Source organism: Nocardioides renjunii, assembly GCF_034661175.1.
Classification (GTDB): domain Bacteria; phylum Actinomycetota; class Actinomycetes; order Propionibacteriales; family Nocardioidaceae; genus Nocardioides; species Nocardioides renjunii.
The window spans coordinates 3915843-3939894 of record NZ_CP141058.1; the positions used below are offsets into that span (position 1 = coordinate 3915843).

General features: G+C 73.4%; 24 protein-coding genes. 15 read left to right on the forward strand and 9 right to left on the reverse strand.

Translation table 11 applies throughout. The features are described 5' to 3' along the window. Positions 1–48: 48 nt before the first annotated feature. Positions 49–1224: a pyridoxal phosphate-dependent aminotransferase gene (locus tag SHK17_RS18810; protein ID WP_172267184.1), complete on the forward strand. Its 1176-nt coding sequence runs from the start codon at positions 49–51 to the stop codon at positions 1222–1224. Between the two features lie 22 nt (positions 1225–1246). Here the strand turns inward: SHK17_RS18810 and SHK17_RS18815 are convergent, their stop codons facing one another. Together SHK17_RS18815 and SHK17_RS18820 are read right to left on the reverse strand one after the other, a co-directional pair. Next, positions 1247–2032, reverse strand: a complete 786-nt coding sequence (locus SHK17_RS18815) for a hypothetical protein (RefSeq protein WP_216652053.1) — start codon at positions 2030–2032, stop codon at positions 1247–1249. A gap of 47 nt (positions 2033–2079) precedes the next feature. After that, a complete protein-coding gene (locus SHK17_RS18820; protein ID WP_322920324.1) occupies positions 2080–3300 on the reverse strand; it encodes a hypothetical protein in 1221 nt (406 codons plus the stop codon). A 156-nt stretch (positions 3301–3456) separates the two neighbouring features. On the opposite strand from SHK17_RS18820, the gene SHK17_RS18825 reads away from it, so the two are divergent. From SHK17_RS18825 to SHK17_RS18840, 4 genes are all read left to right on the forward strand, one after another. Continuing rightward, complete coding sequence (locus SHK17_RS18825; RefSeq protein WP_172267190.1) at positions 3457–4368, forward strand: ABC transporter ATP-binding protein; 912 nt, start codon at positions 3457–3459, stop codon at positions 4366–4368. Beyond that, positions 4365–5210 carry an ABC transporter permease gene (locus SHK17_RS18830; protein WP_172267193.1) on the forward strand — a complete coding sequence of 282 codons (846 nt, stop codon included), beginning with the start codon at positions 4365–4367 and terminating at the stop codon, positions 5208–5210. The genes SHK17_RS18825 and SHK17_RS18830 overlap by 4 nt, the downstream gene beginning before the upstream one ends. A gap of 209 nt (positions 5211–5419) precedes the next feature. Next, on the forward strand, positions 5420–5974 hold the full coding sequence (locus tag SHK17_RS18835; RefSeq protein WP_322920325.1) for a cysteine hydrolase family protein: 555 nt from the start codon (positions 5420–5422) through the stop codon (positions 5972–5974). Continuing rightward, positions 5971–6909, forward strand: coding sequence for a PfkB family carbohydrate kinase (locus tag SHK17_RS18840; protein WP_322920326.1), 939 nt, complete (start codon positions 5971–5973; stop codon positions 6907–6909). The genes SHK17_RS18835 and SHK17_RS18840 overlap by 4 nt, the downstream gene beginning before the upstream one ends. Before the next feature lie 58 nt (positions 6910–6967). On the opposite strand, the gene SHK17_RS18845 is transcribed toward SHK17_RS18840, so the two are convergent. The 3 genes from SHK17_RS18845 to kdgD form a co-directional block, all read right to left on the reverse strand. After that, entirely contained in the window at positions 6968–8299 is a 1332-nt protein-coding gene (locus SHK17_RS18845) for an enolase C-terminal domain-like protein (RefSeq protein ID WP_322920327.1), read from the reverse strand. Continuing rightward, positions 8296–9813 carry an aldehyde dehydrogenase (NADP(+)) gene (locus SHK17_RS18850; protein ID WP_322920328.1) on the reverse strand — a complete coding sequence of 506 codons (1518 nt, stop codon included), beginning with the start codon at positions 9811–9813 and terminating at the stop codon, positions 8296–8298. The genes SHK17_RS18845 and SHK17_RS18850 overlap by 4 nt, the downstream gene beginning before the upstream one ends. Positions 9814–9877: 64 nt before the next feature. After that, positions 9878–10804 (reverse strand): 5-dehydro-4-deoxyglucarate dehydratase, encoded by a 927-nt coding sequence (gene kdgD, locus SHK17_RS18855; protein ID WP_322920329.1) that lies wholly within the window; start codon positions 10802–10804, stop codon positions 9878–9880. Positions 10805–10958: 154 nt separating this feature from the next. On the opposite strand from kdgD, the gene SHK17_RS18860 reads away from it, so the two are divergent. After that, complete coding sequence (locus tag SHK17_RS18860; protein ID WP_322920330.1) at positions 10959–11774, forward strand: NAD-dependent epimerase/dehydratase family protein; 816 nt, start codon at positions 10959–10961, stop codon at positions 11772–11774. Here SHK17_RS18860 and SHK17_RS18865 read toward each other — a convergent pair. Continuing rightward, positions 11771–13180 carry an NAD(P)-binding protein gene (locus tag SHK17_RS18865; RefSeq protein ID WP_322920331.1) on the reverse strand — a complete coding sequence of 470 codons (1410 nt, stop codon included), beginning with the start codon at positions 13178–13180 and terminating at the stop codon, positions 11771–11773. The genes SHK17_RS18860 and SHK17_RS18865 overlap by 4 nt on opposite strands. A 66-nt stretch (positions 13181–13246) precedes the next feature. Continuing rightward, positions 13247–14167 (reverse strand): SDR family oxidoreductase, encoded by a 921-nt coding sequence (locus SHK17_RS18870; protein ID WP_322920332.1) that lies wholly within the window; start codon positions 14165–14167, stop codon positions 13247–13249. A gap of 96 nt (positions 14168–14263) precedes the next feature. On the opposite strand from SHK17_RS18870, the gene SHK17_RS18875 reads away from it, so the two are divergent. After that, on the forward strand, positions 14264–14557 hold the full coding sequence (locus SHK17_RS18875; protein ID WP_322920333.1) for a hypothetical protein: 294 nt from the start codon (positions 14264–14266) through the stop codon (positions 14555–14557). A 37-nt stretch (positions 14558–14594) separates the two neighbouring features. Beyond that, entirely contained in the window at positions 14595–15071 is a 477-nt protein-coding gene (locus SHK17_RS18880) for a GNAT family N-acetyltransferase (protein WP_322920334.1), read from the forward strand. A gap of 9 nt (positions 15072–15080) precedes the next feature. Here SHK17_RS18880 and SHK17_RS18885 read toward each other — a convergent pair whose 3' ends face one another. Further along, positions 15081–16907 (reverse strand): sensor histidine kinase, encoded by a 1827-nt coding sequence (locus SHK17_RS18885; RefSeq protein WP_322920335.1) that lies wholly within the window; start codon positions 16905–16907, stop codon positions 15081–15083. A 100-nt stretch (positions 16908–17007) separates the two neighbouring features. After that, positions 17008–17922: a LysR family transcriptional regulator gene (locus SHK17_RS18890; protein WP_322920336.1), complete on the reverse strand. Its 915-nt coding sequence runs from the start codon at positions 17920–17922 to the stop codon at positions 17008–17010. A gap of 112 nt (positions 17923–18034) precedes the next feature. On the opposite strand from SHK17_RS18890, the gene SHK17_RS18895 reads away from it, so the two are divergent. From SHK17_RS18895 to SHK17_RS18925, 7 genes are all read left to right on the forward strand, one after another. Further along, positions 18035–19033, forward strand: coding sequence for a Bug family tripartite tricarboxylate transporter substrate binding protein (locus SHK17_RS18895; RefSeq protein WP_322920337.1), 999 nt, complete (start codon positions 18035–18037; stop codon positions 19031–19033). Positions 19034–19118: 85 nt separating this feature from the next. Beyond that, the gene (locus SHK17_RS18900) at positions 19119–19655 is read left to right on the forward strand and encodes a tripartite tricarboxylate transporter TctB family protein (protein ID WP_322920338.1); all 537 of its coding nucleotides are present in this window, start codon (positions 19119–19121) and stop codon (positions 19653–19655) included. Positions 19656–19668: 13 nt separating this feature from the next. Continuing rightward, positions 19669–21189, forward strand: coding sequence for a tripartite tricarboxylate transporter permease (locus SHK17_RS18905; RefSeq protein WP_172267235.1), 1521 nt, complete (start codon positions 19669–19671; stop codon positions 21187–21189). Beyond that, entirely contained in the window at positions 21186–21581 is a 396-nt protein-coding gene (locus SHK17_RS18910) for a universal stress protein (RefSeq protein ID WP_172267238.1), read from the forward strand. The genes SHK17_RS18905 and SHK17_RS18910 overlap by 4 nt, the downstream gene beginning before the upstream one ends. A gap of 8 nt (positions 21582–21589) precedes the next feature. Next, complete coding sequence (locus SHK17_RS18915) at positions 21590–22855, forward strand: enolase C-terminal domain-like protein (protein WP_322920339.1); 1266 nt, start codon at positions 21590–21592, stop codon at positions 22853–22855. A 164-nt stretch (positions 22856–23019) separates the two neighbouring features. Beyond that, complete coding sequence (locus tag SHK17_RS18920; protein ID WP_322920340.1) at positions 23020–23661, forward strand: SRPBCC family protein; 642 nt, start codon at positions 23020–23022, stop codon at positions 23659–23661. Between the two features lie 3 nt (positions 23662–23664). Then, positions 23665–23991 carry an ArsR/SmtB family transcription factor gene (locus SHK17_RS18925; protein WP_322920341.1) on the forward strand — a complete coding sequence of 109 codons (327 nt, stop codon included), beginning with the start codon at positions 23665–23667 and terminating at the stop codon, positions 23989–23991. Positions 23992–24052: the final 61 nt, after the last annotated feature.

Here is a 24052-nt window from a genome sequence, read left to right on the forward strand (position 1 = left end):
CGAGTCTGCCCCACGGGGACGGCACGGCGCCGGGCTAGCCTCGGGTGCATGTCCGTCGTCGCCCGCCGCCTCGCCCACGTCCCGCCGACCGTCTTCAGCGAGATGTCCGCGCTCGCGGTGCGCACCGGCGCCCTCAACCTCGGCCAGGGCTTCCCCGACGTGGACGGTCCGGCGTCCGTGGTCGCCGCCGCCGAGGCGGCGCTGGAGGCGGGCGCCAACCAGTACGCACCGGGCATCGGCATCCCGTCCCTGCGCGGCGCCATCGCGCGCCACCAGCAGCGCCACTACGGTCTCGACGTCGACCCCGACCGCGAGGTGGTCGTGACGACGGGGTGCACCGAGGCCGTCGCGGCGGCGCTGCTCGGCCTCGTCGACCCCGGCGACGAGGTGGTCGTGCTCGAGCCCTACTACGACTCGTACGTCGCCATGCTCGACGTGTGCGGCGCCGTCCGCCGCCCGGTCACGCTGCGCGCCCCGGACTTCCGACCGGACCTCGACGAGCTGCGGGCGGTGGTGGGCGACCGGACGAAGGCGATCCTCCTCAACACCCCGCACAACCCCACCGGCACCGTCCTCACCCGCGAGGAGCTGCAGGTCGTGGCCGACCTCGCGATCGAGCACGACGTCCTCGTGCTGACCGACGAGGTCTACGAGCACCTCGTCTTCGACGACGCCCGCTCCCCGGAGGGACACGTCCCGATCGCCACGCTGCCGGGGATGTGGCACCGCACGCTGACGCTGTCCAGCGCGGGCAAGTCGTACTCGTTCACCGGCTGGAAGGTCGGCTGGGCCACCGGACCCGCGCCCCTGGTGCAGGCGCTGCTCGCGGCCAAGCAGTGGCTCACCTTCACCTCCGGTGCGCCGCTGCAGCCCGCGGTCGCGCACGCCCTCGACCACGAGCCCGACTGGCCGCGGACGCTCGCCCGCGACCTCCAGGCCCGGCGCGACCTGCTGTGCGACGGGCTCGCCGCTGCCGGGCTCACGCCGCGGGTGCCCGAGGGCACCTACTTCGCGACCACCGACATCTCCCACCTCGGGTGGGCCGACGGGCGCGAGTTCTGCCTGGCCCTGCCCGAGCGCGCCGGTGTCGTCGCGATCCCCACGCAGGGGTTCTACGACGACACCGAGGCCGGGCGCCAGCTGGTGCGCTGGGCGTTCTGCAAGGAGCCCGACGTGATCCGGGAGGGCGTACGCCGGCTGGGCGAGGCCGAGCTGGCCCGCTGAGCGGACCGGCGGACCGGGCGCGTCAGCGGCCCGGGTACTCCCTCGGCGGGTGGTCGGAGCCGCCCTCGGCCGGCGGCTGCTGGCCGTAGGGGTTGTCCCCGGACGAGGGGTACTGCGGGCCGGCGTCCGGGCCGGGCTCGATGCCCGGCTGGGCACCCGTCTGGGACCCGGGCTGGCCGTAGCCGCCGCCGTACTGGTCGGGCTGGCCGGGCTGGCCGTAGGACCCACCGCCGTAGCCGCCCGCGTAGCCGCCGTACTGGCCGCCGGGGTAGTCGCCGCCGGAGGAGCCGGTGCGCTTGAACCAGTCACCGGCACCGCCCACGAAGAGCAGCACGATCACCGCGACCGCCGCGACCAGAGTGACGAGCGAGATGCCGCTGGAGACGGAGAGGAGGGAGAACAGCGCGGTCACGACGGCGGAGATGACGAGGAGGATGCGGGCCACGTTGGACCGCCGCAGCACCAGCACGGCCAGCACGATCGCGATGATCGCCCAGATGACGAGCCCACCGACGACGGCCACGACGGCACCGATGGCGGTGTCCGCGTCGATGTTGGCGTCCTGGAACTCCGGGACCCGCTCCATCTCGTCGATGACCTCGTCGCGCGCGACGAACAGCGCCAGGGCCGCGAAGCCGAACAGGGCCGCGGTGAGCGCGGAGAACACGATCGTGATCCAGGCCGCGGCGGTCACCGTGCCGGGACGCTTGTCCGACACGGGCTGGCCGTAGGCCGGCTGCCCGTAGGAGGGCTGGCCGTAGGACGGCTGCTGGCCGTAGGGACTGTTCTGGCCGTAGGGGTCGCTCATGGTCCTATCTCACCATGTCCGCGGTCCTCCACGGCAGTGCCGCAGGCTCAGCGCGGGTCGGGCGAGAACCAGCGCCGGACCTCGACCCGCCGCAGGCACACGACCGTCGCGACGGCGGCCACCGCCGGCACCAGCACGAAGGGTGCGGTCAGCACCAGGGCGAAGCACGCGCCGGCGCTGAAGGCGGCGCTGACCATCAGGCCACGCCGGGCCCAGTCGCGCCGCGCCATCGCGAAGCCGGCGAGGACGAGCGCCGCCGAGCCCCACACGAAGGCACCGCTGGCGAGGGCGAACACCGTCGTGCGCACCTCCCCACGCGTCAGGCCGTCCTCCATCATCTGCGGCTGCTGCTCCTCGAGCACGCTCATCAAGAAGTCGGGCGAGAAGCCGGCGATCGCGAACCAGAGCAGGGACAGCGCGAGCAGCCCACCGGCCGTGACCACCGTGATGACGAACGCCGCGACCATCGCCCCGGGACGCGTGTCGAGGGGACGGTGCTGCTGCCACGGCGGCGGCACCTGCGGGAGCCGGTCCTGCGCCCAGGGCTGCGGCGGCCGGCTCGGGTCCTGCGTCGGGGCCTCGGCGTACGCCCCCGGCGGGACCGGCTGGCCGTAGGCGTTGTGCGGCACGGGCTGGTGCTGGCCGAACGGCCGGTCCGCCGGCGGCGGGCCCGGCGGCTGGGCCGCACCCGCACCCGGCTGGCCCTGCGGCGGCTGCGGCGCCTGCGGACCGGCACCCCAGGACCCGCGGTAGTCCTGCGTGGCGCCGGTCGCACCCTTGTCGGCCTTGCCGGACCGGCCCGGCTTCTCGACGTCGCGGGCGGGGGCGGGCGGCGTCCACCGGCCGGTGGCGAACCACTCGCGGGCCGGGTTCACCCAGAGCATCGCAGCTCCTGCGGCGACGAAGGAGCCCGCGAGCCCGCCGGCGGTGAGGCCGGTGACGAAGACCGGCACGGCCAGCAGGCTGAGGGCGAGGCGGGCTGAGCGGTCCGGCTTGCGGACGTACCAGCCGAGGATCGCGGTGCCGCAGGCGGCGGCCGCGGCGACCATCCCGCTGATACGCAGGAGACCGGTCGCGCCCTCGACGTCGAGGCCCAAGGAGGAGAAGGGCGGCTCCGCGAGGAGGTCGCGGATCGACTGCTGGGTCTCGAGCGACCCCAGCGAGGAGACGCGCTCCCAGGCGGTGAGCAGCACCATCACGGAGGCGAACATGACGATGCCCGAGGCCAGGGTGACCTGGGGCGGACGCTGCTCGGTGGGCTGGCTCACGGAGCCATTGTCCCAAGGACGCCCCAACGCCGCTGCATCGCGGCGCCACCGGAGCCGCAGGCGCGGCCGCTGGGGGGTTTCTCAGGGTCGCTCTCAGGGGTCGACCCGGCACTGTCCCCGATGCGGTGGCGCCCTCCGCGCCGCGAGGGTTGACCCATGATCAGCGTCGAGTCCCTCAGCAAGCAGTACGGCCGGTTCACGGCCGTCGACAACGTGTCGTTCACGGCCGCCACCGGTCGCGTGACCGGGTTCCTCGGTCCCAACGGAGCCGGCAAGTCCACCACCATGCGCATCATGGTCGGCCTGACCCGGCCCAGCACCGGCCGGGTCACGATCACCGGTCGCGACTACCGCGACCTCGTCAACCCGGGCCTCGAGGTCGGCGTCCTGCTGGACGCCTCGGCCCAGCACGCCGGCCGCACCGGCCGCGAGATCCTCACGATCGCGCAGCAGACCATGGGGCTGCCCAAGGCCACCGTGCCCGAGACCCTCGCCCGGGTCGGGCTCACCGAGGACGAGGCGCAGCGCCGGGTGCGCAACTACTCCCTCGGCATGCGCCAGCGCCTCGGCCTGGCCACTGCCCTCATCGGCGACCCGGAGGTGCTCATCCTCGACGAGCCCGCCAACGGCCTGGACCCCGCCGGCATCCGCTGGATGCGCGACCTGCTCCGCGGCTTCGCCGACGACGGCGGCACCGTGCTGCTGTCCTCGCACCTGCTGCACGAGATCGAGGTCATCGCCGACGACCTCGTCGTCATCGGTCAGGGCCGCATCGTGGCCCAGGGCAGCAAGTCCGAGCTGCTCGCCGCGGCCGGCACGCTCGTCCGCACCGCCGACCCCGACCGGCTGGCCCGCGCCCTGCACGAGGCGGCCGTCGTGACCACCCCGATCGACGGCGGCCTCCGGGTCGACGCCGACCCCGAGCTCGTCGGCGAGACGGCACACCGTGCCGGCGTCGTCCTGCGGGAGCTGCGCGCCGCCGACGGCGCCGGCCTCGAGGAGATGTTCCTCGAGCTCACCGCCCTGACCGCCCGCGAAGAGACCGCTCTCGAAGGAGCAGCAGCATGAGCACCACGATCCCCGTCCAGACCCCGGCCGAGCCGGCGGCGCCGGCCCACGCCGTACCCGCGCACCGGTCGACGGCACCCGCGCGGACGATCCGGCCCATCCCGATGACCCGGCTCGCCAAGGTCGAGCTGCGCAAGATGTTCGACACCCGTGCCGGCTTCTGGCTGATGGCCAGCGTCGGGATCGTCGCGGTCCTCGCGACCGCCGCGGTCATCCTGTGGGCACCCGACTCCGCGATCGACCAGGAGACCTTCTCCAGCGCGATCGGCTTCCCGCTGTCGGTGATCCTGCCGATCATCGGCCTGCTGTCCGTCACCAGTGAGTACAGCCAGCGCACCGGACTGACGACCTACACGCTCGTGCCCTGGCGCGGCCGGGTGATCACCGCCAAGATGCTCGTCACCCTCGCCATCGGCGTCGCCTCGATGTTCCTCGCGCTGGCCGTCGGCGCCGTCGGCAACCTGGTCGGCTCCGCCATCACCGGGCTCGACCCGGTGTGGAACGTCTCGGTCGGGGAGTTCGGCCAGATCGTGCTCGCCAACGTCCTCGGCATGCTCATCGGCTTCACCCTCGGTGTCCTGATGCGGAGCTCCGCCGCCGCGATCGTCGGCTACTTCATCTACTCCCTGGTCCTGCCGGCCGCCCTCGGGGCGCTCGCCGCCTTCCAGGAGTGGTTCCGCGACCTGCAGCCGTGGGTGGACATCAACTTCGCCACCACCCGGCTCTTCGAGGACACCATGACGGCCGAGAACTGGCAGCAGCTGGGCGTCACGACGCTCGTGTGGCTCTGGATCCCGCTCGCCCTCGGGCTGCGCGCGGTCCTGCGGGCCGAGGTGAAGTAACGCACCTCAGGCGGGTCAGCGGCTGCCGGTCGGGGGACCGGTGGCCGCTGGCTGCATGTGTGGGGCGGGTGTCTGGAGTCCCCGGATATCCGGGGACCACCGTCCTTGCAGGTAGAGATCTCCACCTCGAAGCACGGAACTCGGGTGCAAAGCTCCCGCCGGACGAAGACCGGCGGCGGACCACCGCCCGCCTCTGACAGGCTGGGCGCATGCATCCTGACGCCTGGCTGGTCGTCATCGACCCGCAGCGGATCTTCGCCGACCCGGCGAGCCAGTGGGGCTCGCCGATGTTCCCCGACATCGTGGAGCCCGTACGCCGACTCGCCGCCGCGGCCGGTCGGCGCACCGTCGTCACGCGCTGGGTGCCCGCCACCGACCCGCAGGGCAGCTGGCGCTCGTACCTCCAGGCGTGGCCGTTCGCCGACGTGCCGGAGGGGCACCCGCTGCTCGAGCTGGTCGACGACATGGGTGACCTCGCCACCGAGGTCGTGTCCGTGCCGACCTTCGGCAAGTGGGGCCCCGAGCTCGAGGCCGTCACCGGTCCGGTCCCCCACCTCGTGCTCGTCGGCGTCTCCACCGACTGCTGCGTCGTGTCGACCGCCCTGGCCGCCGCCGACGCGGGCGCGACCATCACCGTCGTCACCGACGCCTGCGCGGGGTCGTCACCCGCCAACCACCGCTCGGCGATGGAGGTGATGGCGCTCTACCCGCCGCAGATCACGCTCGCCACCACCGACGAGGTCCTCGCGGGCAGGTCGAGGTGAGCCGGGTCATCCACACCGGCCAGGCCCTGGTCGACGTCGTCGTCGAGGTGCCCGACCTCCCGGTCCGCGGGCAGAACGTGATGGCGTCCTCGGCCACCGACTACGCCGGCGGCTCCGTGACGGTGCTCGTGGCCGCGGCCCGCTTCGGCGCGGACTGCGTGCACGCCGGGGCGCACGGCATCGGCCCGCACGGTGACCTGGTCCGGGCCGCCCTCGCCGCCGAGGGCATCGCGGCGTCGGCGCCGCCGGTCGCCGACCTCGACACCGGCATCTGCGTCGTGATGGTCGAGCCCAGCGCCGAGCGGACGTTCGTCACCACCCTCGGCGCCGAGCGCCGGATCTCGGTCGACTCGCTCGCCACCTCCGAGCCCCGGCCCGGCGACCTGGTGTGCGTCACCGGCTTCTCGCTCGCCCTGGCCAGCACCCGCGACCCGCTGCTGGCCTGGCTGCCCACGCTGCACCCCGACGTCGTCGTCGTGCTCGACCCGGGCGCCGCGTTCGCCGGCCTGCCGGAGGACGTACGAGCGGCGATGCTCGAGGTCACCGACGTCTGGTCGAGCAACTCCGAGGAGGCCGAGGACGTCCTGCGGGCCGTCGGCGAGGAGCCGCCGACGGACCTCGCGGACCTCACCACCGCCGTCGCTCCCCTCCTCCGCGGCGACGCCGTCGCGATCGTCCGCGACGGCCCGGCCGGCTGCGCCGTGCGCGTCGGCGGCACCACGACGTACGTCGCCGGCTTCCCGCAGACGCCGGTCGACACCAACGGCGCGGGCGACACCCACACCGGCGCCCTGCTGGCCGAGGTCGCCGCCGGTACGCCGTGGGTCGAGGGCTGCCGACGGGCCAACGCCGCGGCGGCGATCAAGGTGACGCGGCGCGGGCCGGAGTCCGCGCCCACCGCGGCGGAGGTCGACGACTTCCTCGCGCGCACCTGATCGACACGGCGGCCCACCGACCCGGCGACCGATCGCCCCGGCGGCCGACCGACCCCGGTCAGCGCACGAGGCAGGGACGCTTGGGGTCGAAGCTCCAGTCCGGCACGAGGTACTGCATCGCGACGGCGTCGTCGCGCGCCCCCAGCCCGTGCTCGAGGTAGAGCTCGTGCGCCGCGGCCAGCCGGTCGCGGTCGAGCGTGACGCCGAGGCCGGGGGTCGTCGGGACCGCGACGGCACCGTCGCGGATCTCGAGCGGCTCGGTCGTCAGGCCCTGGCCGTCCTGCCAGATCCAGTGCGTGTCGAGCGCGGTGATCTGCCCCGGCGCGGCGGCACCGACCTGGGTGAACATCGCGAGCGAGACGTCGAAGTGGTTGTTGGAGTGCGAGCCCCAGGTGAGGCCGAAGTCGTGGCAGAGCTGCGCGACCCGCACGGACCCCGCCATCGTCCAGAAGTGCGGGTCGGCCAGCGGGATGTCGACGGCGTTCGTGCGCACCGCGTCGGCCATCTGCCGCCAGTCGGTGGCGACCATGTTGGTGGCCGTGCGCAGGCCGGTGCGGCGCTTGAACTGCGCCATCACCTCGCGTCCGGAGTAGCCGCCCTCGGCCCCGCACGGGTCCTCGGCGTAGGCCAGGACGTCGTCCGTGCCCTGCAGCAGCCGGACCGCGTCCTCGAGGAGCCACCCGCCGTTGGGGTCGAGCGTGATGCGGGCGTCGGGGAACCGCTCGTGCAGCGCCGTGACGGCCGCGACCTCCTGATCACCGGCCAGCACGCCGCCCTTGAGCTTGAAGTCGCTGAACCCGTAGCGGGCCTGCGCGGCCTCGGCGAGGCGTACGACGGCCGCGGGGGTCATCGCCTCCTCGCGCCGCACCTTCTCCCAGTCGTCGGGGCCGCCCGGCTCGTCGGTCGGACGCAGGTAGGGCAGGTCGGTGCGGTCGGGGTCGCCGACGTAGAAGAGGTAACCCAGCATCGGCACGCTGTCGCGCTGCTGGCCGTCGCCGAGCAGCTCGGCCACGGGGACGCCGAGCGCCTGGCCCGACAGGTCGAGCAGCGCCGACTCCAGCGCGGTCACGGCGTGGATCGTCGTGCGGAGGTCGAAGGTCTGCAGGCCGCGACCGCCGGCGTCGCGGTCCGCGAAGCGGGCGGCGACCTCGCGCAGCAGCGAGCGGAACCGCGCCACCGGCTGGCCGACGAGGAGGTCGGCGGCGTCCTCGATCGTCGTCCTGATCGCCTCGCCGCCCGGCACCTCGCCGAGCCCCGTGCGGCCCTCGGAGTCGGTGAGGATGGCGATGTTGCGGGTGAAGAACGGACCGTGCGCACCGCTGAGGTTGAGCAGCATCGAGTCGTGGCCGGCGACCGGCACCGCCTCGACGCTCGCGATGCTGGCGTTCACTCGAGGTCTCCGTCGATGCGGCGGCGCAGCCCCCACGGGTTGTCGTCGCGCACGGCCTCGGGCTGGAGCGCGGCCGGGACGTCCTGGTAGGCGACCGGGCGCTGGAAGCGCTCGATGGCGAGGCTGCCGACGCTCGTGGTGCGGCTGTCGGAGGTGGCGGGGTAGGGCCCGCCGTGGACCATCGCGTGCCCGACCTCCACACCGGTCGGCCAGCCGTTGAAGAGGATCCGGCCCGCCCTGAGCTCGAGCACCGGCAGCAGCGCGGCGGCTGCGTCGGCGTCGGCGGAGCTGGCCGGGTCGGCGTGGACGGTCGCGGTGAGCTGGCCCTCGAGCTGCTCGAGGCGCGGCAGCAGGTCGGCCACGTCGTCGTAGCGCACGACGACGCCGGAGGCACCGAACACCTCGTCGGTCACGGTGCTGTCGTCGAGTGCGAGCAGCTCGGCGGGCGCCTCGTAGACCACGGGCGCGGGCGCGTGGTCGCCGGTGGCGGAGCCCTCGCCGACGACGCGGATGCCCTCGGTGCCGCGGAGGCTGGCGGTGCCGCTGGCGTACGCCTCGGCGATGCCGGGCGTGAGCATCGGCTGGCCGGCGGCGTCCGTGACGGCCCGGCCGGCGGCCCGGAGGAAGGCGTCGCCCTGCTCGCCGCTCGGCAGGAAGAGCAGGCCGGGATTGGTGCAGAACTGGCCGGCGCCCAGCGTCAGGCTGCCGACGTAGGCCGTCGCGAGCGCGTCGACGTCGCCGTCGAGCGCCCCGGGCAGCACCACCACGGGGTTGATCGAGGACATCTCGGCGTAGACCGGGATCGGCACCTCGCGGCCGGCGGCGGCCCGGACGAGGGCGAGGCCGCCGCCGCGGGAGCCGGTGAACCCGACCGCGGTGATCCGCGGGTCGACGACGAGCTCCTGGCCCGTCTCGATGCCGCCGAGGACGAAGGAGAAGACCCCGGCGGGCAGCCCGGACGCCTGCACCGCGCGAGTGATGGCGCGGGCGACGAGCGTGCCGGTGACGGGGTGGGCGGGGTGGCCCTTGACGACGACCGGGCAGCCGGCCGCCAGCGCCGAGGCGGTGTCGCCCCCGGCGGTGGAGAACGCGAGCGGGAAGTTGCTGGCACCGAAGACGGCGACCGGCCCGAGCGGCACCATCCGCTGGCGGATGTCGGCCCGCGGCAGCGGCGCACGGTCCGGCAGCGCCGGGTCGATGCGGACGCCCAGGTGGTCACCGGACCGGACGACGCCGGCGAACATCCGCAGCTGTCCCGTCGTACGCCCCACCTCCCCGGTGATGCGGCCCTCGGGCAGTCCGCTCTCCCGCACGGCCTCGACGATGATCGCGTCCTGGTCGGCCTCGATCTCGCCGGCCACCGCCTCGAGGAAGGCACCGCGCTCGGCGGGCGAGGTGGCGCGATAGGCGGCGAACGCCTCGACGGCTGCCGCGGTCGCGGCGGCGACGTCGGGCTGCTCGGAGTCGGCGCCGGCGATGACGGAGGTCGCGGCGATCGTCTGGCTGTCGGACATGGGGTCCTCTCGGTAGCTGTGCTGCTCGTGCTGCTCGTGCTGCTCGTGCTCGTGGTGCGGCGGGTCAGGCGTTCGAGCCTGCCACCTTGTCGACGAGCGTCTGGAGCTCGTCGCGCTCGGCCTCGAGCAGGTCCGACAGCGGCGGGCGCACCGGACCGGCCGGACGTCCCACGGCGGCCAGGCCGGCCTTGACGATGGACACCGCGTAGCCGGACTCGCGGTCGCGGATCTTGGTGTAGGGGATGACGAAGTCGTTGAGCATCGCGTAGACCGTCGCCTGGTCCTGGCGACGGACGGCGGAGTAGAAGTCGAGCGCGAACTGCGGCACGAAGTTGAAGATCGCCGAGCTGTAGGTGGTCACCCCGAGCTGCAGCAGCGGCAGCGCGAAGACCTCCGCGGTGGGCAGGCCGCCGACGTAGACGAGCCGGTCGCCGAGCTGGGCGTAGGTGCGGGTCATCTGCTCGATCGAGCCGACGCCGTCCTTGAAGCCGACGAGGTTGCCGTTGCGCTGGCACGCCTGCTCGAGTGCGTCGGTGCCGAGCACCGCGTTGGCGCGCGAGTAGTAGATGACCCCGAGGCCGGTCGCGGCGCACACGGCGCTGACGTGCTCGACCAGCCCGCGCTGGCCCGCCTCGGTGAGGTAGGGCGGCATGAGCAGGATCCCGTCCGCACCGGCCTCCTCGGCCGCCCGGACCTGGGCCACCGCGTTGACCGTCGAGCCGGTGGCGGGTGCCAGCACGGGCACCTTCCCGCCGGCGCCGGCGATGGCGCTGCGGACGACCCGGTCGGTCTCCTCGGGGGTGAGCGAGAAGCCCTCGCCGGTCCCGCCGGCGGCGAACAGCCCGGCCACCGGGTAGCCGCTGAGCCACTCGAGGTGCTCGCGGTAGGCGGGCTCGTCGAACTGCAGGTCGGCGTCGAAGTGGGTCACCGGGAACGACAGCAGGCCGCTCCCCAGGGTCTCGACGAGCTCGGTGGGGCTGTACTTCGTCACGCTGCGTCCTTCAGTCCGAGGCCGGTGGTCCCGCCACTGGTGTGGCGCTGCTCACCAACCTAGGAACGAGCGACGATGCCTGTCCAAGCCCGTTTCTGAATCCCGTGATGCGTCGACGGCATCATGCCTCGGGCCGCTCGATAGGTTGCGCCCCATGACCTCCGACGTCCTCCTCGTCGGCGCCGGCGACCTCGGTGCCGCCGTGGGCCTCCGGCTCGCCGACCTCGGCCACGACGTGCTCGCACTGCGTCGCGACGCCGCCAAGGTGCCGGCGCCGCTCGTCGGCCGGTCGGTCGACCTGACGGCCGGCGCGCCGGACCTGTCCGACGTACGCCCCCGCTTCGTGGTCGTGGCGCTGACCGCGCGGCCGCGCACCGAGGAGTCCTACCGCGCGACGTACGTCGACGGGATGGCGCGCGCGCTCGACGCGCTGCCGGTCGTCCCCGAGCGGGCGGTGCTGGTGTCCTCGACCGCCGTCCACGGCAGCCGCGACCAGCCGCCGCTGGAAGACGAGACCGCGCCGACCACGCCGGCGGACGGGCCCGGCCGGATGCTGGTGGCGGCCGAGGTGGCGTTCCACGAGCGGGTCCCGGGCGGGACGGTCCTGCGGCTCTCCGGCCTCTACGGCGGCAGCAGCACCCGGCTCGTCGACCAGGTGCGCGAGGGTCGCGTCGAGGACCCGCACCGCTGGACCAACCGCATCCACCGCGGCGACGCGGCGGCCGCGGTCGTCCACCTCCTGACGATGGCGGGGCAGCCGGACCGGCTCTACCTCGGCACCGACGACGAGCCGGCGCAGCTGGGCGACGTCGCGGCCTTCCTCGCGCAGCGGCTCGGCGCGCCGGCTCCCCCGCCTGCCGACCCGGCCCGCGGTCACGGCAAGCGGCTGTCCAACGCCCGGCTCCGCGCAACGGGCTGGGCGCCGGCACTGCCGACCTACCGCGAGGGGTACGCCGCGGTCGGGGCCTAGCCGGCGGGCCCGGACAGCCCGGACAGCCCGGACAGGCCGGACAGCTCCGCGAGCCTCGCCAGGCCCGGCCCGGTGCTGGCCGCGATCCGCTCCCGGACGTGGTCGAGGGCCGGCGTCGACGGGTGGTCCGGCGGCACCCGGGCCGGGTTGAGCGTGACCCGGCTGGCCCACGCGGCGATGTCCGGCTCCGCGGAGAACGACGTCGAGGCGCGCGTACCGAGGACGTTCATCGCCGCCCACTGGGCCAGCGTGTTGCCGTAGTGCGACGGCGGGCAGAGCCGGTTCTTCTCGTCGTCGTCGGTGCGGGTCGCCTCGACGTAGCCGGTCACGGCCGCGCCGAAGCACGGGAAGCCCGCACGGACCGGCTGCAGCGTGATGTCCCCGGGTCGCCACACCGGCACCAGCGGCGGGTTCTTCAGCCCGTCCGCCGCACAGTGCACGACGACCGCGTCGTCGGCGACCCGCACGGTCGAGCCGTCGGTGAAGGTCAGACGGCCGCGGTCGACCGCGCGCAGGTGCCCGCGTCGTACGACGTCCTCGATGCTGCGCAGCAGCTCTAGCTCCCACGTGCCCAGCGTCGGCGCCTTGGCCATGGTCGGCGTGACCGAGCGGTCGATCCGCATCATCACGCCGGCCCCCTCGAGCCGGAGGAACACCTCGTCCAGGCTCGACGAGGCCGCCGCCGACTCGAGGATCGCCGCCGGCACGCCCAGGAAGATCTCCGGGTCGGGCTGGATGAGGGCCCGGTCGAGCATCCACGGGTCGCGCGGTCGCACCCAGCAGATCGCATTGGGGTCGACGCCGTGCTGCAGCAGCCAGACGCAGGTGTCGGTGGCGGTCTTGCCGGAACCCACGACGACGTACTGGCTCGGCGCGGCCTCGAGGCGTACGACGTCGTTGGCCGGCACCACGTGCGCGTCCGCGGAGACGGCGAAGGGCGGCGGCACCTCGGCAGGGATGCCGGGCGCCAGGTGGTGGGCGTTGACGACGCGGCACCGCTCCGGCACCACGAACCGCTGCCCGGACACCCGCGAGACGACGGTCCGGTCACCGACGTGGTCCGCGCCCGTGAGCAGCTCCACCCGTCCGGTCTGCCGCAGCCGCTCGACCACCCGGTCGTAGTAGGCCACGATCTCGGGCTGCGACGCGCGCTCCTGCAGGCCCGCCTCGGGGCCGTGCTGCTGCAGCCGGCCGCCGCCGAGGACCGTCGAGGCCACGCCGTAGAAGGCCGACGCCTGGTGCAGCCGGACGAAGGGGTAGGCCTCGAGCCAGTGGCCGCCCGCACCGTGGCGCCGGTCCACGACGGCCACGCGGACGTCGGCGTGGTCGACCAGCGCGTCGGTGAAGGCCATGCCCATGGCACCGGCCCCCACGACGAGGTAGTCGACGTCGAGCAAGGTCTCCATGGGGTCACCGTCGCACCGGCGGGGCGCCGGGTCCAAGCCCGCCGCGCCCGGTCGGCACTCGACGCGTCACATGGTGACGGGCTGTCCCCCAGTGACCGCGATGACCTCGCCGGTGATGTAGCTGGACTCGGGCGAGGCGAGGTAGACGAACGCCGTCGCCACCTCGGCGGGCTGGCCGGCCCGGCCCATCGGGGTCTGCTGGCCGAACGTCTCGACCTTCTCCGGCGGCATGGTCGCCGGGATGAGCGGCGTCCAGATCGGGCCCGGCGCCACCGCGTTGACCCGGATGCCCTGCTCCGCGACCATCTGCGCCAGGCCGCGGGTGAAGTTCACGATCCCGGCCTTCGTGGTGGCGTAGTCGAGCAGCTCCGGCGACGGCGAGCTCGACTGCACCGAGGAGGTGTTGATGATGCTGGCCCCGGCCTTCATGTGCGGCAGCGCCATCTTGCACAGCCAGAACATGGCGTAGATGTTGGTGCGCATCACCCGGTCGAGCTGCTCGGTCGTGATGTCGGCGATGCCGCCGGGCTGCGCCATCTGGTAGGCCGCGTTGTTGACCAGGACGTCGATGCGGCCGAACTCCTCGACCGCGCGGTCCACGAGCGCCCGGCAGGCCTCCTCCTCCACGAGGTCGGTCGGGACCAGCACGACCCGACGCCCGGCGTCCTCGACGAGGCGCGCTGTCTCCTCGGCGTCCTCGTCCTCGCCGTCGAGGTAGGCGATGACCACGTCGGCGCCCTCGCGGGCGAAGGCCAGGGCGACGGCGCGGCCGATGCCGGAGTCCCCTCCGGTGATGACCGCGACCTGGTCGAGCAGGCGGTCGTGGCCGCGGTAGGTCTCCTCGCCGTGGTCGGGCTTCTCGTCCATCTCACTCGTGACCGAGGCCTCGTCACCCGGCTCCGGCAGCTGCTCGCCCTCGGTGTCGGGCTGCTCGTGCACCTGGGTCGGGTCCTGTCGGGTCTGCTCGGACTGTCCCTGGTCGCTCATGGCAGGTCCTTCCTCGTGGTTCGTCGCATCGTCGGGCCGGTCTGGAGACGCCTCCGTACCCGGCATACGACGGTCGATGCGAGGGCACCGGAGGGCATGGCACCCAAGGACGCAGCCGTCGCCGCGACCGACCGCTGGACCGACCCCGACGGCTTCCGCGCGCCCGCCGGCCTGGTCCACGCCTGGCTGCGCGGCACCAACCAGACGCTGTGCGGGGTGCCGCTCAGCAAGGCCCGGCTGCACCGGTTCCCGCACGTGCAGTGGGTGGACGCCCAGCCCGCCACCGGGCGCGACGCCGACGAGGTGCGCGAGGTGTGCCGCCGCTGCGCGGCCGGGATGGGCGAGAAGCGCGACAGCAGGCCGTGGACCCGGACCAACCCGCGCCCCTGAGGCACGACCCGCACCACCGACCGGCCACACTTCCCCCGTGGACGTGACCATCACCCGCGCCGACTTCGCTGACCCCCGGCTCGGCGCCTTCCTCCAGGCCCACCTCGACGACATGGAGCCCACGGCACCGCCGGAGAGCCGGCACGCGCTCGACCTGCGCGCGCTGCAGGCGGAGCACGTACGCCTCTGGGTGGCCGCCGTCCCCGACGTCGAGGGCGTCGCCGGCACGGCGGCACTGGCGGGGCTCGACGAGCGGCACGAGGAGCTCAAGAGCATGCGGACGGACCCCCGCCTCCGCGGCCGCGGGATCGCCTCGGCGCTGCTCGCCCACGTCCTGGACGACGCTAGGTCGCGCGGGGTCGAGCGGGTCTCGCTCGAGACGGGCAGCATGGCGTTCTTCGAGGCGGCGCGGACCTTCTACGCGCGGGCGGGCTTCGAGCCCTGCCCGCCGTTCGGGTCCTACGTCGAGGACCCGATGAGCACCTTCATGACGCTCGCGCTCACTGCGCGCTGACGCTCGCGCTCAGTCCGCGCTGACGACGTCCTCGGCGAGGACGCCGGTGTACGCCGGCAGCGTGACCGTGGCCGTCGTCCCACGGCCTCGCTCGGAGTCGAGCCCGACGGTGCCGCCGTGCCGGTTGACGATCCGGGCCACGATCGCCAGGCCGAGCCCGGTGCCGGGCCGGGTCAGGGCGGCCGGGTTGGTGGAGCGGAAGAACTCGCGGAAGAGCTGCTCCTGGTCGGAGGCGGAGATCCCGATGCCGGTGTCGGTGACGGTGGTGACGACGTCCGCGCCGTGGCTCGCGATGCGGACGACGACCCGGCCGCCGGGGTCGGTGTACTTGATGGCGTTGGTCATCAGGTTGGTCAGCAGCCGGTGCAGCTCGTCGGGCTGGCCGGCCACCATGGCCGGCGCCTCGGGCAGGTCGGCCTCGACCGTGACCGACCCCGCGTCGGCGCCGGCGCGGCACTCGTCGATCACGTCGTGCACCACCCGGCGCAGGTCGACCGCCACCGGGTCGAACTCGCGCCGTGGGTCGGAGACCTGGGCCATGGTGAGCATGTCCTCGATGACGGCGCGCATCCGCACCGCACCGCGGGTGGCGGCCTCCACCGACCGCCGGGCGTCGGGGTCCAGGCTCGCCATGTCGAGCAGCTCGAGGTTGGCGCTCATCGAGAAGAGGGGGTTGCGCAGCTCGTGACCGAGGGTGTTGACCACCTCGACGCGATAGCTGTCGAGGCGGCGCAGCCGGTCGATGACCGCGCGCTCGAGCTCGAGCTGCCGGGCGTTGGCGACGGCGAGCCCGAGGTCGCGGCCGATGTCGAGCGCGGCGTCGCGCTCGAGGTCCGTCCACGGCCGGGCGTCCGGGGCGCGGGTGAGCACGAGGAATCCGAGGCACGCGGGACCGACGCCGAGGGGGACGAAGAGGACCGAGCCGAGGCCGATCCGGTCGAGGAACTGCACGAGCCGCTCGGCGTCCTCGGGCGGCAGTCCCGGCTGGTCGCGGTTGGCGGACGAGAACGGCGCGACGTACTGGTCGGCCCAGTAGCGGTGCGCCAGCCCCACCACGACGTCGTCGATCTCGGAGAAGGGCGGCGCGATGTCGCTGTCGCGGGAGTAGAACGTCGTCGAGGTGCCGCTGCCGTGCTCGTCGAAGGCCGTCAGCCACATGCCGATGGCGTCGAAGCACGACACCAGCGTCGCGCGGCAGGCCTCGAGGACGAGGTCGAGCGTCGGCTCGATCAGCGCCTGCCGGACGATCGCGCGGGCCTCGGTGGCCATGCGCACCCGCTCGTGCAGGTCCTCGCGCTCGAGGGCGAGCAGGATCAGCGTGCGGGCGACGCCGGCGTAGCGGGTGAGGACCTCGAGCTTCTCCGGCCCCGGCAGGCGGCCGTCGCGCGGGCTGTCCACGCCAAGCACGCCGCGCAGCTCGCCCTGGTCGTCGTGGAGGGGGGCGAAGAGCCAGTCCAGCGGGTGCCACGCGTCCTCACCCTCGAGCGGGGTGATGTCGGGGATGTGGCTGTAGTCGAGCACCTCGTCGCCGACGCGGTCGTGCGGCACGAAGCGCCAGGCGCCCCAGTCGTCGGAGCGGGCGAGCTCACGCTCGATGGCCCAGGTCGGCGTCGTGGAGCCGATGAAGCCGTCGGCGACGCTGGCCGCGGCGACCACCTGGAAGACCCCGTCGCGGCGCAGGAGGACCGCCGACTGCTCGAAGCCGGCCAGCGTCGCCACGCCCTCGACGAGCACCTGCAGGTGCTGCCGGGTCTGGTCGTCGGCCCACGGGGCGAGCGCCGCGGGACCGTCCGCGCTGGGCTCGCCGGTGCGGCCGGCGTCTGGTTCGTCGTGCATCGCACCCCTCTCCGGGGTCGATTCCACCACGTCGGCGGTCACCGCAGGGGTGGTTCGCCGCAGGACGCGCAAGGAAGCCTTGACACCGCGCCGCGCGCGCCTAGGGTCCGACGCGCGCCGTCACGACGTCCAGCACCCGTCGTACGACGGGGGTGATCGCCTCCCGCGACCAGATCGCGTGCAGCTCGACCGGCCGGTCGGGGTCGGCGTCCACGCGGGTGTCGCCGCCATGGTGGGCCAGCTCCTTGAAGACCACCCCGTCGACGTGCAGCGACGCCGCCGAGGCGGGGGCCAGGGTCACCCCCCGCTCCGCGGAGACGAGGAGCATCGCGGTCAGCACCTGGTGCACCCGCTGGTCGACGCGGGGGTGGGCGTTGGCGAAGAACCGCACCGACAGCTCGTGGAAGTAGCGCGACTGGTCGGGGTTGTAGCCGATCACCGCCTCGCCGTCGAAGTCGCCGGCGGCCAGCGGCCGCGCGACCGAGGCGAGCGGGTGCGAGGCCGGCACGACCGCCATCAACGGCTCGCGCAGGACCACCCGCGAGCGCAGCAACGAGGTGTCGAAGGGCGGCCGGGCCAGCCCGACGTCGAGCTCGCCGCGACGGATGCCGTCGACCTGGGCGTTGGTCACGCGCTCCGACAGCACCACCTCGACGTCCGGCAGCTCGGCGGTGAGGCGGCGCAGCAGCGGCCCGAGGATCGAGATCGCGGAGACGGCGGTGAAGCCGAGGCGTACGACGCCCGCCGCCCCGGCGTCGACGCGCCGGGCCAGGTCGCCGGCGCCCTCGACGAGGTTGAGCAGCCGGTAGGCCTCGTCGAGGAAGGCGACGCCCGCGCCCGTCAGCTCGACGCGACGGTTGTCGCGCTCGAGCAGCCGCGCACCCACCGACTTCTCCAGCTTTTGGATCTGTCGCGACAGCGGCGGCTGCGTCATCCGGAGGCGCTCGGCGGCCCGCCCGAAGTGCAGCTCCTCGGCCACCGCGACGAAGGAGCGGACCTGGTCGAGGGTGATCACCAGCCGAGGCTACGATGCACGAGTTGGATCAGTCCATGCCGAATCGGGCTTGGACCGGCATCGTCGTGCAAACCTAGTGTCGGTGGTCACACCCCTGACAAGGAGCACCACCATGCGCAAGCAGACCCTCAGCCTGGCGGCCGTCGCCACCGGCACGGCCCTCGCCCTCTCGGCCTGCGGCGGCGTCTCCACCACCACCGGTGGCGACGACGGCGGCGAGTACCCCTCGGGCTCCGTCGAGATGTACGTCGGCGCCGACCCGGGCGGCTCGTCCGACCTGATCTCGCGCCAGATCGCCACCGGGCTCTCCGACGAGCTCGGCGAGACGTTCTCGGTGCTCAACCGCTCCGGCTCCAACGGCGCGCTGGCCGCCGCCGAGGTGCAGCAGGCCGAGCCCGACGGCAACATCATCTCCGTGCAGAACGCCTCGCTCTTCGCCATCACGCCCCTCGCGGTGGCCGAGGACGAGGTCACCAGCATCGACGACTTCGACGTCGTCGGGGGCGTCTCGCGCGACGACTACGTGCTCGTGACCAACTCGGAGAACCCCTGGACAACGATCGACGACCTCAAGGGCGCCGGCAAGAAGGTCACCTACGGCACCACCGGCGTCGGCACGGGCGCCCAGCTCGCCTGCGCGCTGACCTACGAGAGCGGCGACATCGACTCCGAGGCCGTGCCGTTCGACGGCGGCGCCCCCGCCCTCACCGCGCTGCTCGGCAACCAGGTCGACACCGCCTGCCTGCAGACCGGCGAGGCGATCGAGAACATCGAGAACGGCAAGCTCACCGCCCTGTCGGTCTTCGCCCCCGAGCGCATCGAGTTCCTCCCCGACGTGCCCACCGCCACCGAGCAGGGCCTCGACGTCGAGGTCTACCAGTACCGCTTCATGACGACCCCGAAGGGCACGCCCCAGGACGTCAAGGACACCATCTGGGAGGCGATGCAGACGACGTTCGAGTCCGAGGACTACCAGGCCTTCAACGAGCAGAACAGCCTCACGCCGATGGAGGTCCCCGGCGACGAGGTGGCCGAGGCCCTCGAGACCGACAGGCAGCGCTACGCCGACCTGGTCGAGGAGTACGACATCGACCTGGGCGACGCCAGCTGACCACGCCAGCTGACCACCCCCCGGGCGCCCACGGCCGCCCGGCTCGCACCCGCACCATCACGACACCAGCGCAGAAGGACCGACGATGAGCGACGAGCGCACGACACCCCGGGCCGGCGAGGGCGACATCCTCGCCGAGCTCGAGGCCGAGGTCGCCCACGAGCTCGAGGAGCACCGACCGGCCGCGGGAGGACCGGCGTACCAGGTCGTCGCCGCGCTGGTCACCCTCGCCATCGGCCTCCTCGGCGCGGTGCTCGCCCAGGGCTACGGGCTCGGGTCGCTGGAGCGGCCCGGACCGGGCCTGTGGCCGATGGTGGTGTCGGTGGTCATCGTGGTGCTGTCGCTCACGCTGCTGCTCGTCGGCCGCGGGCTGAGGGACAGCGAGCGGTTCAGCCGCGCGAGCGTGCTGCCGCTGGTGGGGGTCGCGACGTTCATCGCGCTCGCCTTCCTCATCCCCACCCTCGGCTTCGAGATCCCGGCCTTCCTGCTGTGCGTGGTGTGGCTGCGGTTCCTGGGCGGGGAGTCGTGGCGCTCCACGCTCGCCGTCTCCCTCGGCACCGTCGCCGCCTTCTACGCCCTGTTCCTCTACGGCCTGCGGATCCCGCTGCCGCACCTGTTCTGAGAGGCGGACCGACATGGACGCGTTCCTCGACGGCTTCGCCGTCGTCACCCAGCCCGGCAACCTGCTCTACTGCCTGATCGGCGTGCTCATCGGCATGCTCATCGGCGTGCTCCCCGGCCTCGGCCCGGCCGCCACGATGGCGATCCTGCTGCCGATCGTCGTCACGGTCGACCCGGTCGCCGCGGTGATCATGCTCGCCGGGATCTACTACGGCGCCCAGTACGGCGGGACGATCACCTCGGTGCTCCTCCGGCTGCCGGGCGAGGCGTCGTCGGTGGTCACGGTCTTCGACGGGTTCGCCCTCGCCAAGCAGGGCAAGGCGGGCACCGCGCTCGGCATCGCCGCGATCGGCTCCTTCGTCGGCGCCACCGTCTCCATCGTGGCCCTGAGCCTGGCCGCGCCCGTCGTGGCCGGCTGGGCGCTCGACTTCGGCCCCGCCGAGTACGCCGCCCTCGCGCTGCTCGGCGTGCTGCTGATCGCCACCATCGGCAGCGGCCACCCGGTCAAGGCGCTGATCGCCGCCTCGATCGGCCTGCTCCTCGCCACGGTCGGGCGCGACAGCTTCAACAACTCGCAGCGCTTCACCTTCGACAGCCTCCAGCTCGCCGACGGCCTCGACTTCGTCGTCGTCGCGATGGGCCTCTTCGGCGTCGGCGAGATCCTCTACAACCTCGAGGAGCGGCACGGGAAGGTCCACGTCCCGGCGGCGGTCGCCAACATCTGGCCGTCGCGCAAGGAGCTCCGGGTGGCGGCCCCCGCCATCGGCCGCGGCTCGGTGATCGGCTTCTTCCTCGGCGTACTGCCCGGCGGTGGCGCCGTGATGGCCTCGCTCGCGGCGTACGCCACCGAGAAGCGCGTCTCGAAGACGCCCGAGCGGTTCGGCCGCGGCGCCATCGAGGGCGTCGCCGCGCCGGAGACCGCCAACAACGCCGCCGCGACGTCGTCGTTCATCCCGCTGCTGACGCTCGGCATCCCGGCCAACGCCTCGATGGGCATGCTGTTCGCCGCCCTGCTCGTCCTCGGCATCACCCCCGGACCGCAGCTGCTCGAGGAGCGCCCCGACCTGTTCTGGGGCGTGGTGAACTCGATGTACATCGGCAACCTGCTGCTGCTCCTGCTGAGCCTGCCGCTGGTGGGCGTCTTCGTGCGGATCCTGCGGGTGCGACCCGCGATCCTGGCGCCGATCACCGCCCTCATCACGGTCCTGGGCGTCTACACGATCAACAACTCGGTCTTCGACATCTTCGTGATGATCGCGTTCGGGATCCTCGGCTACCTGATGAAGAAGGTCGGCTTCGAGCCCGGCCCGATGGTGCTGGCGTTCGTGCTCGGCGCACTGCTGGAGAACAACGTCCGCCGCGCGCTGCTCATCTTCGAGGGCGACCCGACCGGCTTCGTCACCCGCCCGATCTCCGGCACGATCCTCGCGCTGTTCCTGGTCGCCGCCGTGTTCCCCGTCGTCCAGGCCGTGCGCCACCGGCGTGCCGCCACCGTCCCGGACGAGACCACCCACCGAGAGGACGCCCTGCGATGACCATCGTGATCGGCTACGTTCCCAGCGCCGTCGGGGAGGCGGCCCTCGAGGCCGGCCTGGCCGAGGCGGCGGCCCACGGCGAGGACGTCGTCATCCTCAACAGCCCGCGCCGGCGCAGCACCGTCGACGTCGAGCTCATCGACGAGACGGCCGCGGACGAGCTCGTCGCGCGTGCCGAGCAGGCCGGCGTGACGGCGCGCGTCGACCACGCCGACCACGGCGACGACCTGGTCGAGACGTTCCGCGCCCTGGTCGCCGCCACGTCCGCCCGGCTCGTGGTCATCGGTCTGCGCCGCCGCTCCCCGGTCGGCAAGCTCGTCACCGGCAGCGACGCGCAGCGCCTCCTGCTCGACCTCGACGTGCCGATCCTGGCCGTGAAGCCCGCGAGCTGAGCGCGCCGGTGAGCCGCAGCCGCATCTCCCGGGTCGTCGTCACCCCCGTCGCGTTCGGCGACCCGCCCCTGCTCAACGTCGTCGGCGTGCACCAGCCCTACGCCCTGCGCGCGATCGTCGAGCTGCACACCGACTCCGGCCTGCTCGGCCTCGGGGAGACCTACGCCGACGATGCGCACCTCGCCCGGCTGGACGCCGTCGCGACCGCGCTGCCCGGCCACGACCCGTACGACCTGCACGGCCTGCGCCGGCGGGTCACCGACGTGCTCGGCCGCGAGGTGGGCGGCGGCGGTGCGTCGTTCGGCGGGATGCTCGACGTCGACTCCGCCATCGACACGGTCTACTCCCCCTTCGAGGTCGCGAGCCTCGACCTGCAGGGCCGCGAGGCCGGCGTGCCGGTGAGCGACCTGCTCGGCGGCGCCGTGCGCGAGCGGGTGCCGTTCAGCGGCTACCTGTTCTACAAGTGGGCCGGGCACCCCGGCCACGCCCACGACGCGTGGGGCGAGGCGCTGACGCCCGAGCAGGTCGTCGCGCAGGCCCATCGGATGGTCGACGGCTGGGGCTTCGGCTCGCTCAAGCTCAAGGGCGGCGTGTTCGCCCCGGAGGAGGAGTGCGCCGCGATCGAGGCGCTGCGCGACGCCTTCCCGGAGATGCCGCTGCGGCTCGACCCCAACGGCGCGTGGACCGTCGAGACGTCGTTGGAGGTGGCCTCGCGCCTCGCCGGTGTCGTGGAGTACCTCGAGGACCCGACGCCGGGCATCGAGGGGATGGCCGCGGTCGCTGCCGGCACCGACGTGCCGCTGGCCACCAACATGTGCGTCATCGCGATGGAGCACCTGCCGCCCGCGATCGCGCAGCACGCCGTCCAGGTGGTCCTGTCCGACCACCACCTGTGGGGCGGGCTGCGGAAGTCCGCGCTGCTCGGCGGGATCACCGACGTGTGGGGCCTCGGGCTGTCGATGCACAGCAACTCCCACCTCGGCGTCTCGCTCGCCGCGATGGTCCACCTCGCGGCGGCGACGCCGAACCTCACCTACGCCTGCGACACCCACTACCCGTGGAAGACCCAGGACGTGGTGGCGGACGGGGTGCTGTCGTTCTCGGACGGCTCGGTCGCCGTGCCGACGGGGCCCGGACTCGGCGTCGAGCTCGACCGCGACGCCCTCGGCGAGCTGCACGAGCTCTACCTCTCCTGCGGCGTCCGCCGGCGCGAGGACACCGTCTACATGCGCTCGATCGAGCCGGGCTTCACCCCCAACACCTCGCGCTGGTAGTCCGGCCCCACTACACGTGACCGGGCACTTCGTGCCCGTCCTGGCCGCCGACCGGGCGGTTCATGCCGGTCCTGCACGCCGACCGGGCGGTTCGTGCCCGTCCGGACAATCGGATCACAACTTCGCTCTTGCCTTATATAAGGCCGACATGAAACAGTGGGCGCATGTTCGATGTAGCCAAGCACCTGGGCGCCACCACCCGCGCCGTCGAGGACAGCACCCACGAGGGCACGCCCGTCAAGGTCGTGGTCGCCTCCCGCACCTACCCCACCGACGTCGACGACCTCTGGCAGGCCGTGACTGACCCCGAACGGATCCCCCGCTGGTTCGCCCCCGTCTCGGGCGACCTGCGACTCGGTGGCCGCTTCCAGGTCGAGGGCAACGCCGGCGGCGAAGTGATCGCCTGCGACCAGCCGCGGCACCTCGCCATCACCTGGGAGTTCGGCGGTGACACGACGTGGGTCGACGTGCACCTCGAGGAGAGCCCGGACGGCGCCACGCTGACGCTGCGCCACGCGGCCGACGTGTCCGGCAACGAGCACTGGCCGACGTACGGCCCGGGCGCGGTCGGTGTCGGTTGGGAGCTCGGCCTGATGGGTCTCGCCGAGCACCTCGCGACCGGCAGCTCGATCCCGCACGAGGAGGTCGAGGTCTGGGGCGCGTCCCCCGACGGCCAAGCCTTCATGACCGGCGCGGCGACGCAGTGGGGCGAGGCCGACGCCGCCGTCTCCGACGACCCGGACGCCTCCCGCGCGGCGGCCGCGCGCACCGCGGCGTTCTACACCGGCGCCGAGGCGCCGGCCTGAGCCGTGCACGCCTTCGACGTCCTCGGCGATCCCGTACGCCGCCGCATCCTCGAGCTGCTCGCGGCCGGCGAGGCGAGCGCCGGGGACGTGGCCGCTCAGGTGCGCGACGAGTTCGGCATCAGCCAGCCGGCGGTGAGCCAGCACCTCAAGGTGCTGCGCGAGCACGGGTTCGCGAGCGTACGAGCCGAGGGCGCCCGCCGGCTCTACTCGGTCGACCCCACGGGGATGCAGGAGGTCGACGCCTGGGTCGAGCAGTTCCGGGTCTTCTGGGACACCAGGCTCGACGCCCTCGGGACCGAGGTCGCCCGAGGCAAGAAGTCCCGCCGCTGACGGGCACGAAGTGCCCGGTCAGCGTCCAGGACGGGCACGAAGTGCCCGGTCAGCGTGCAGG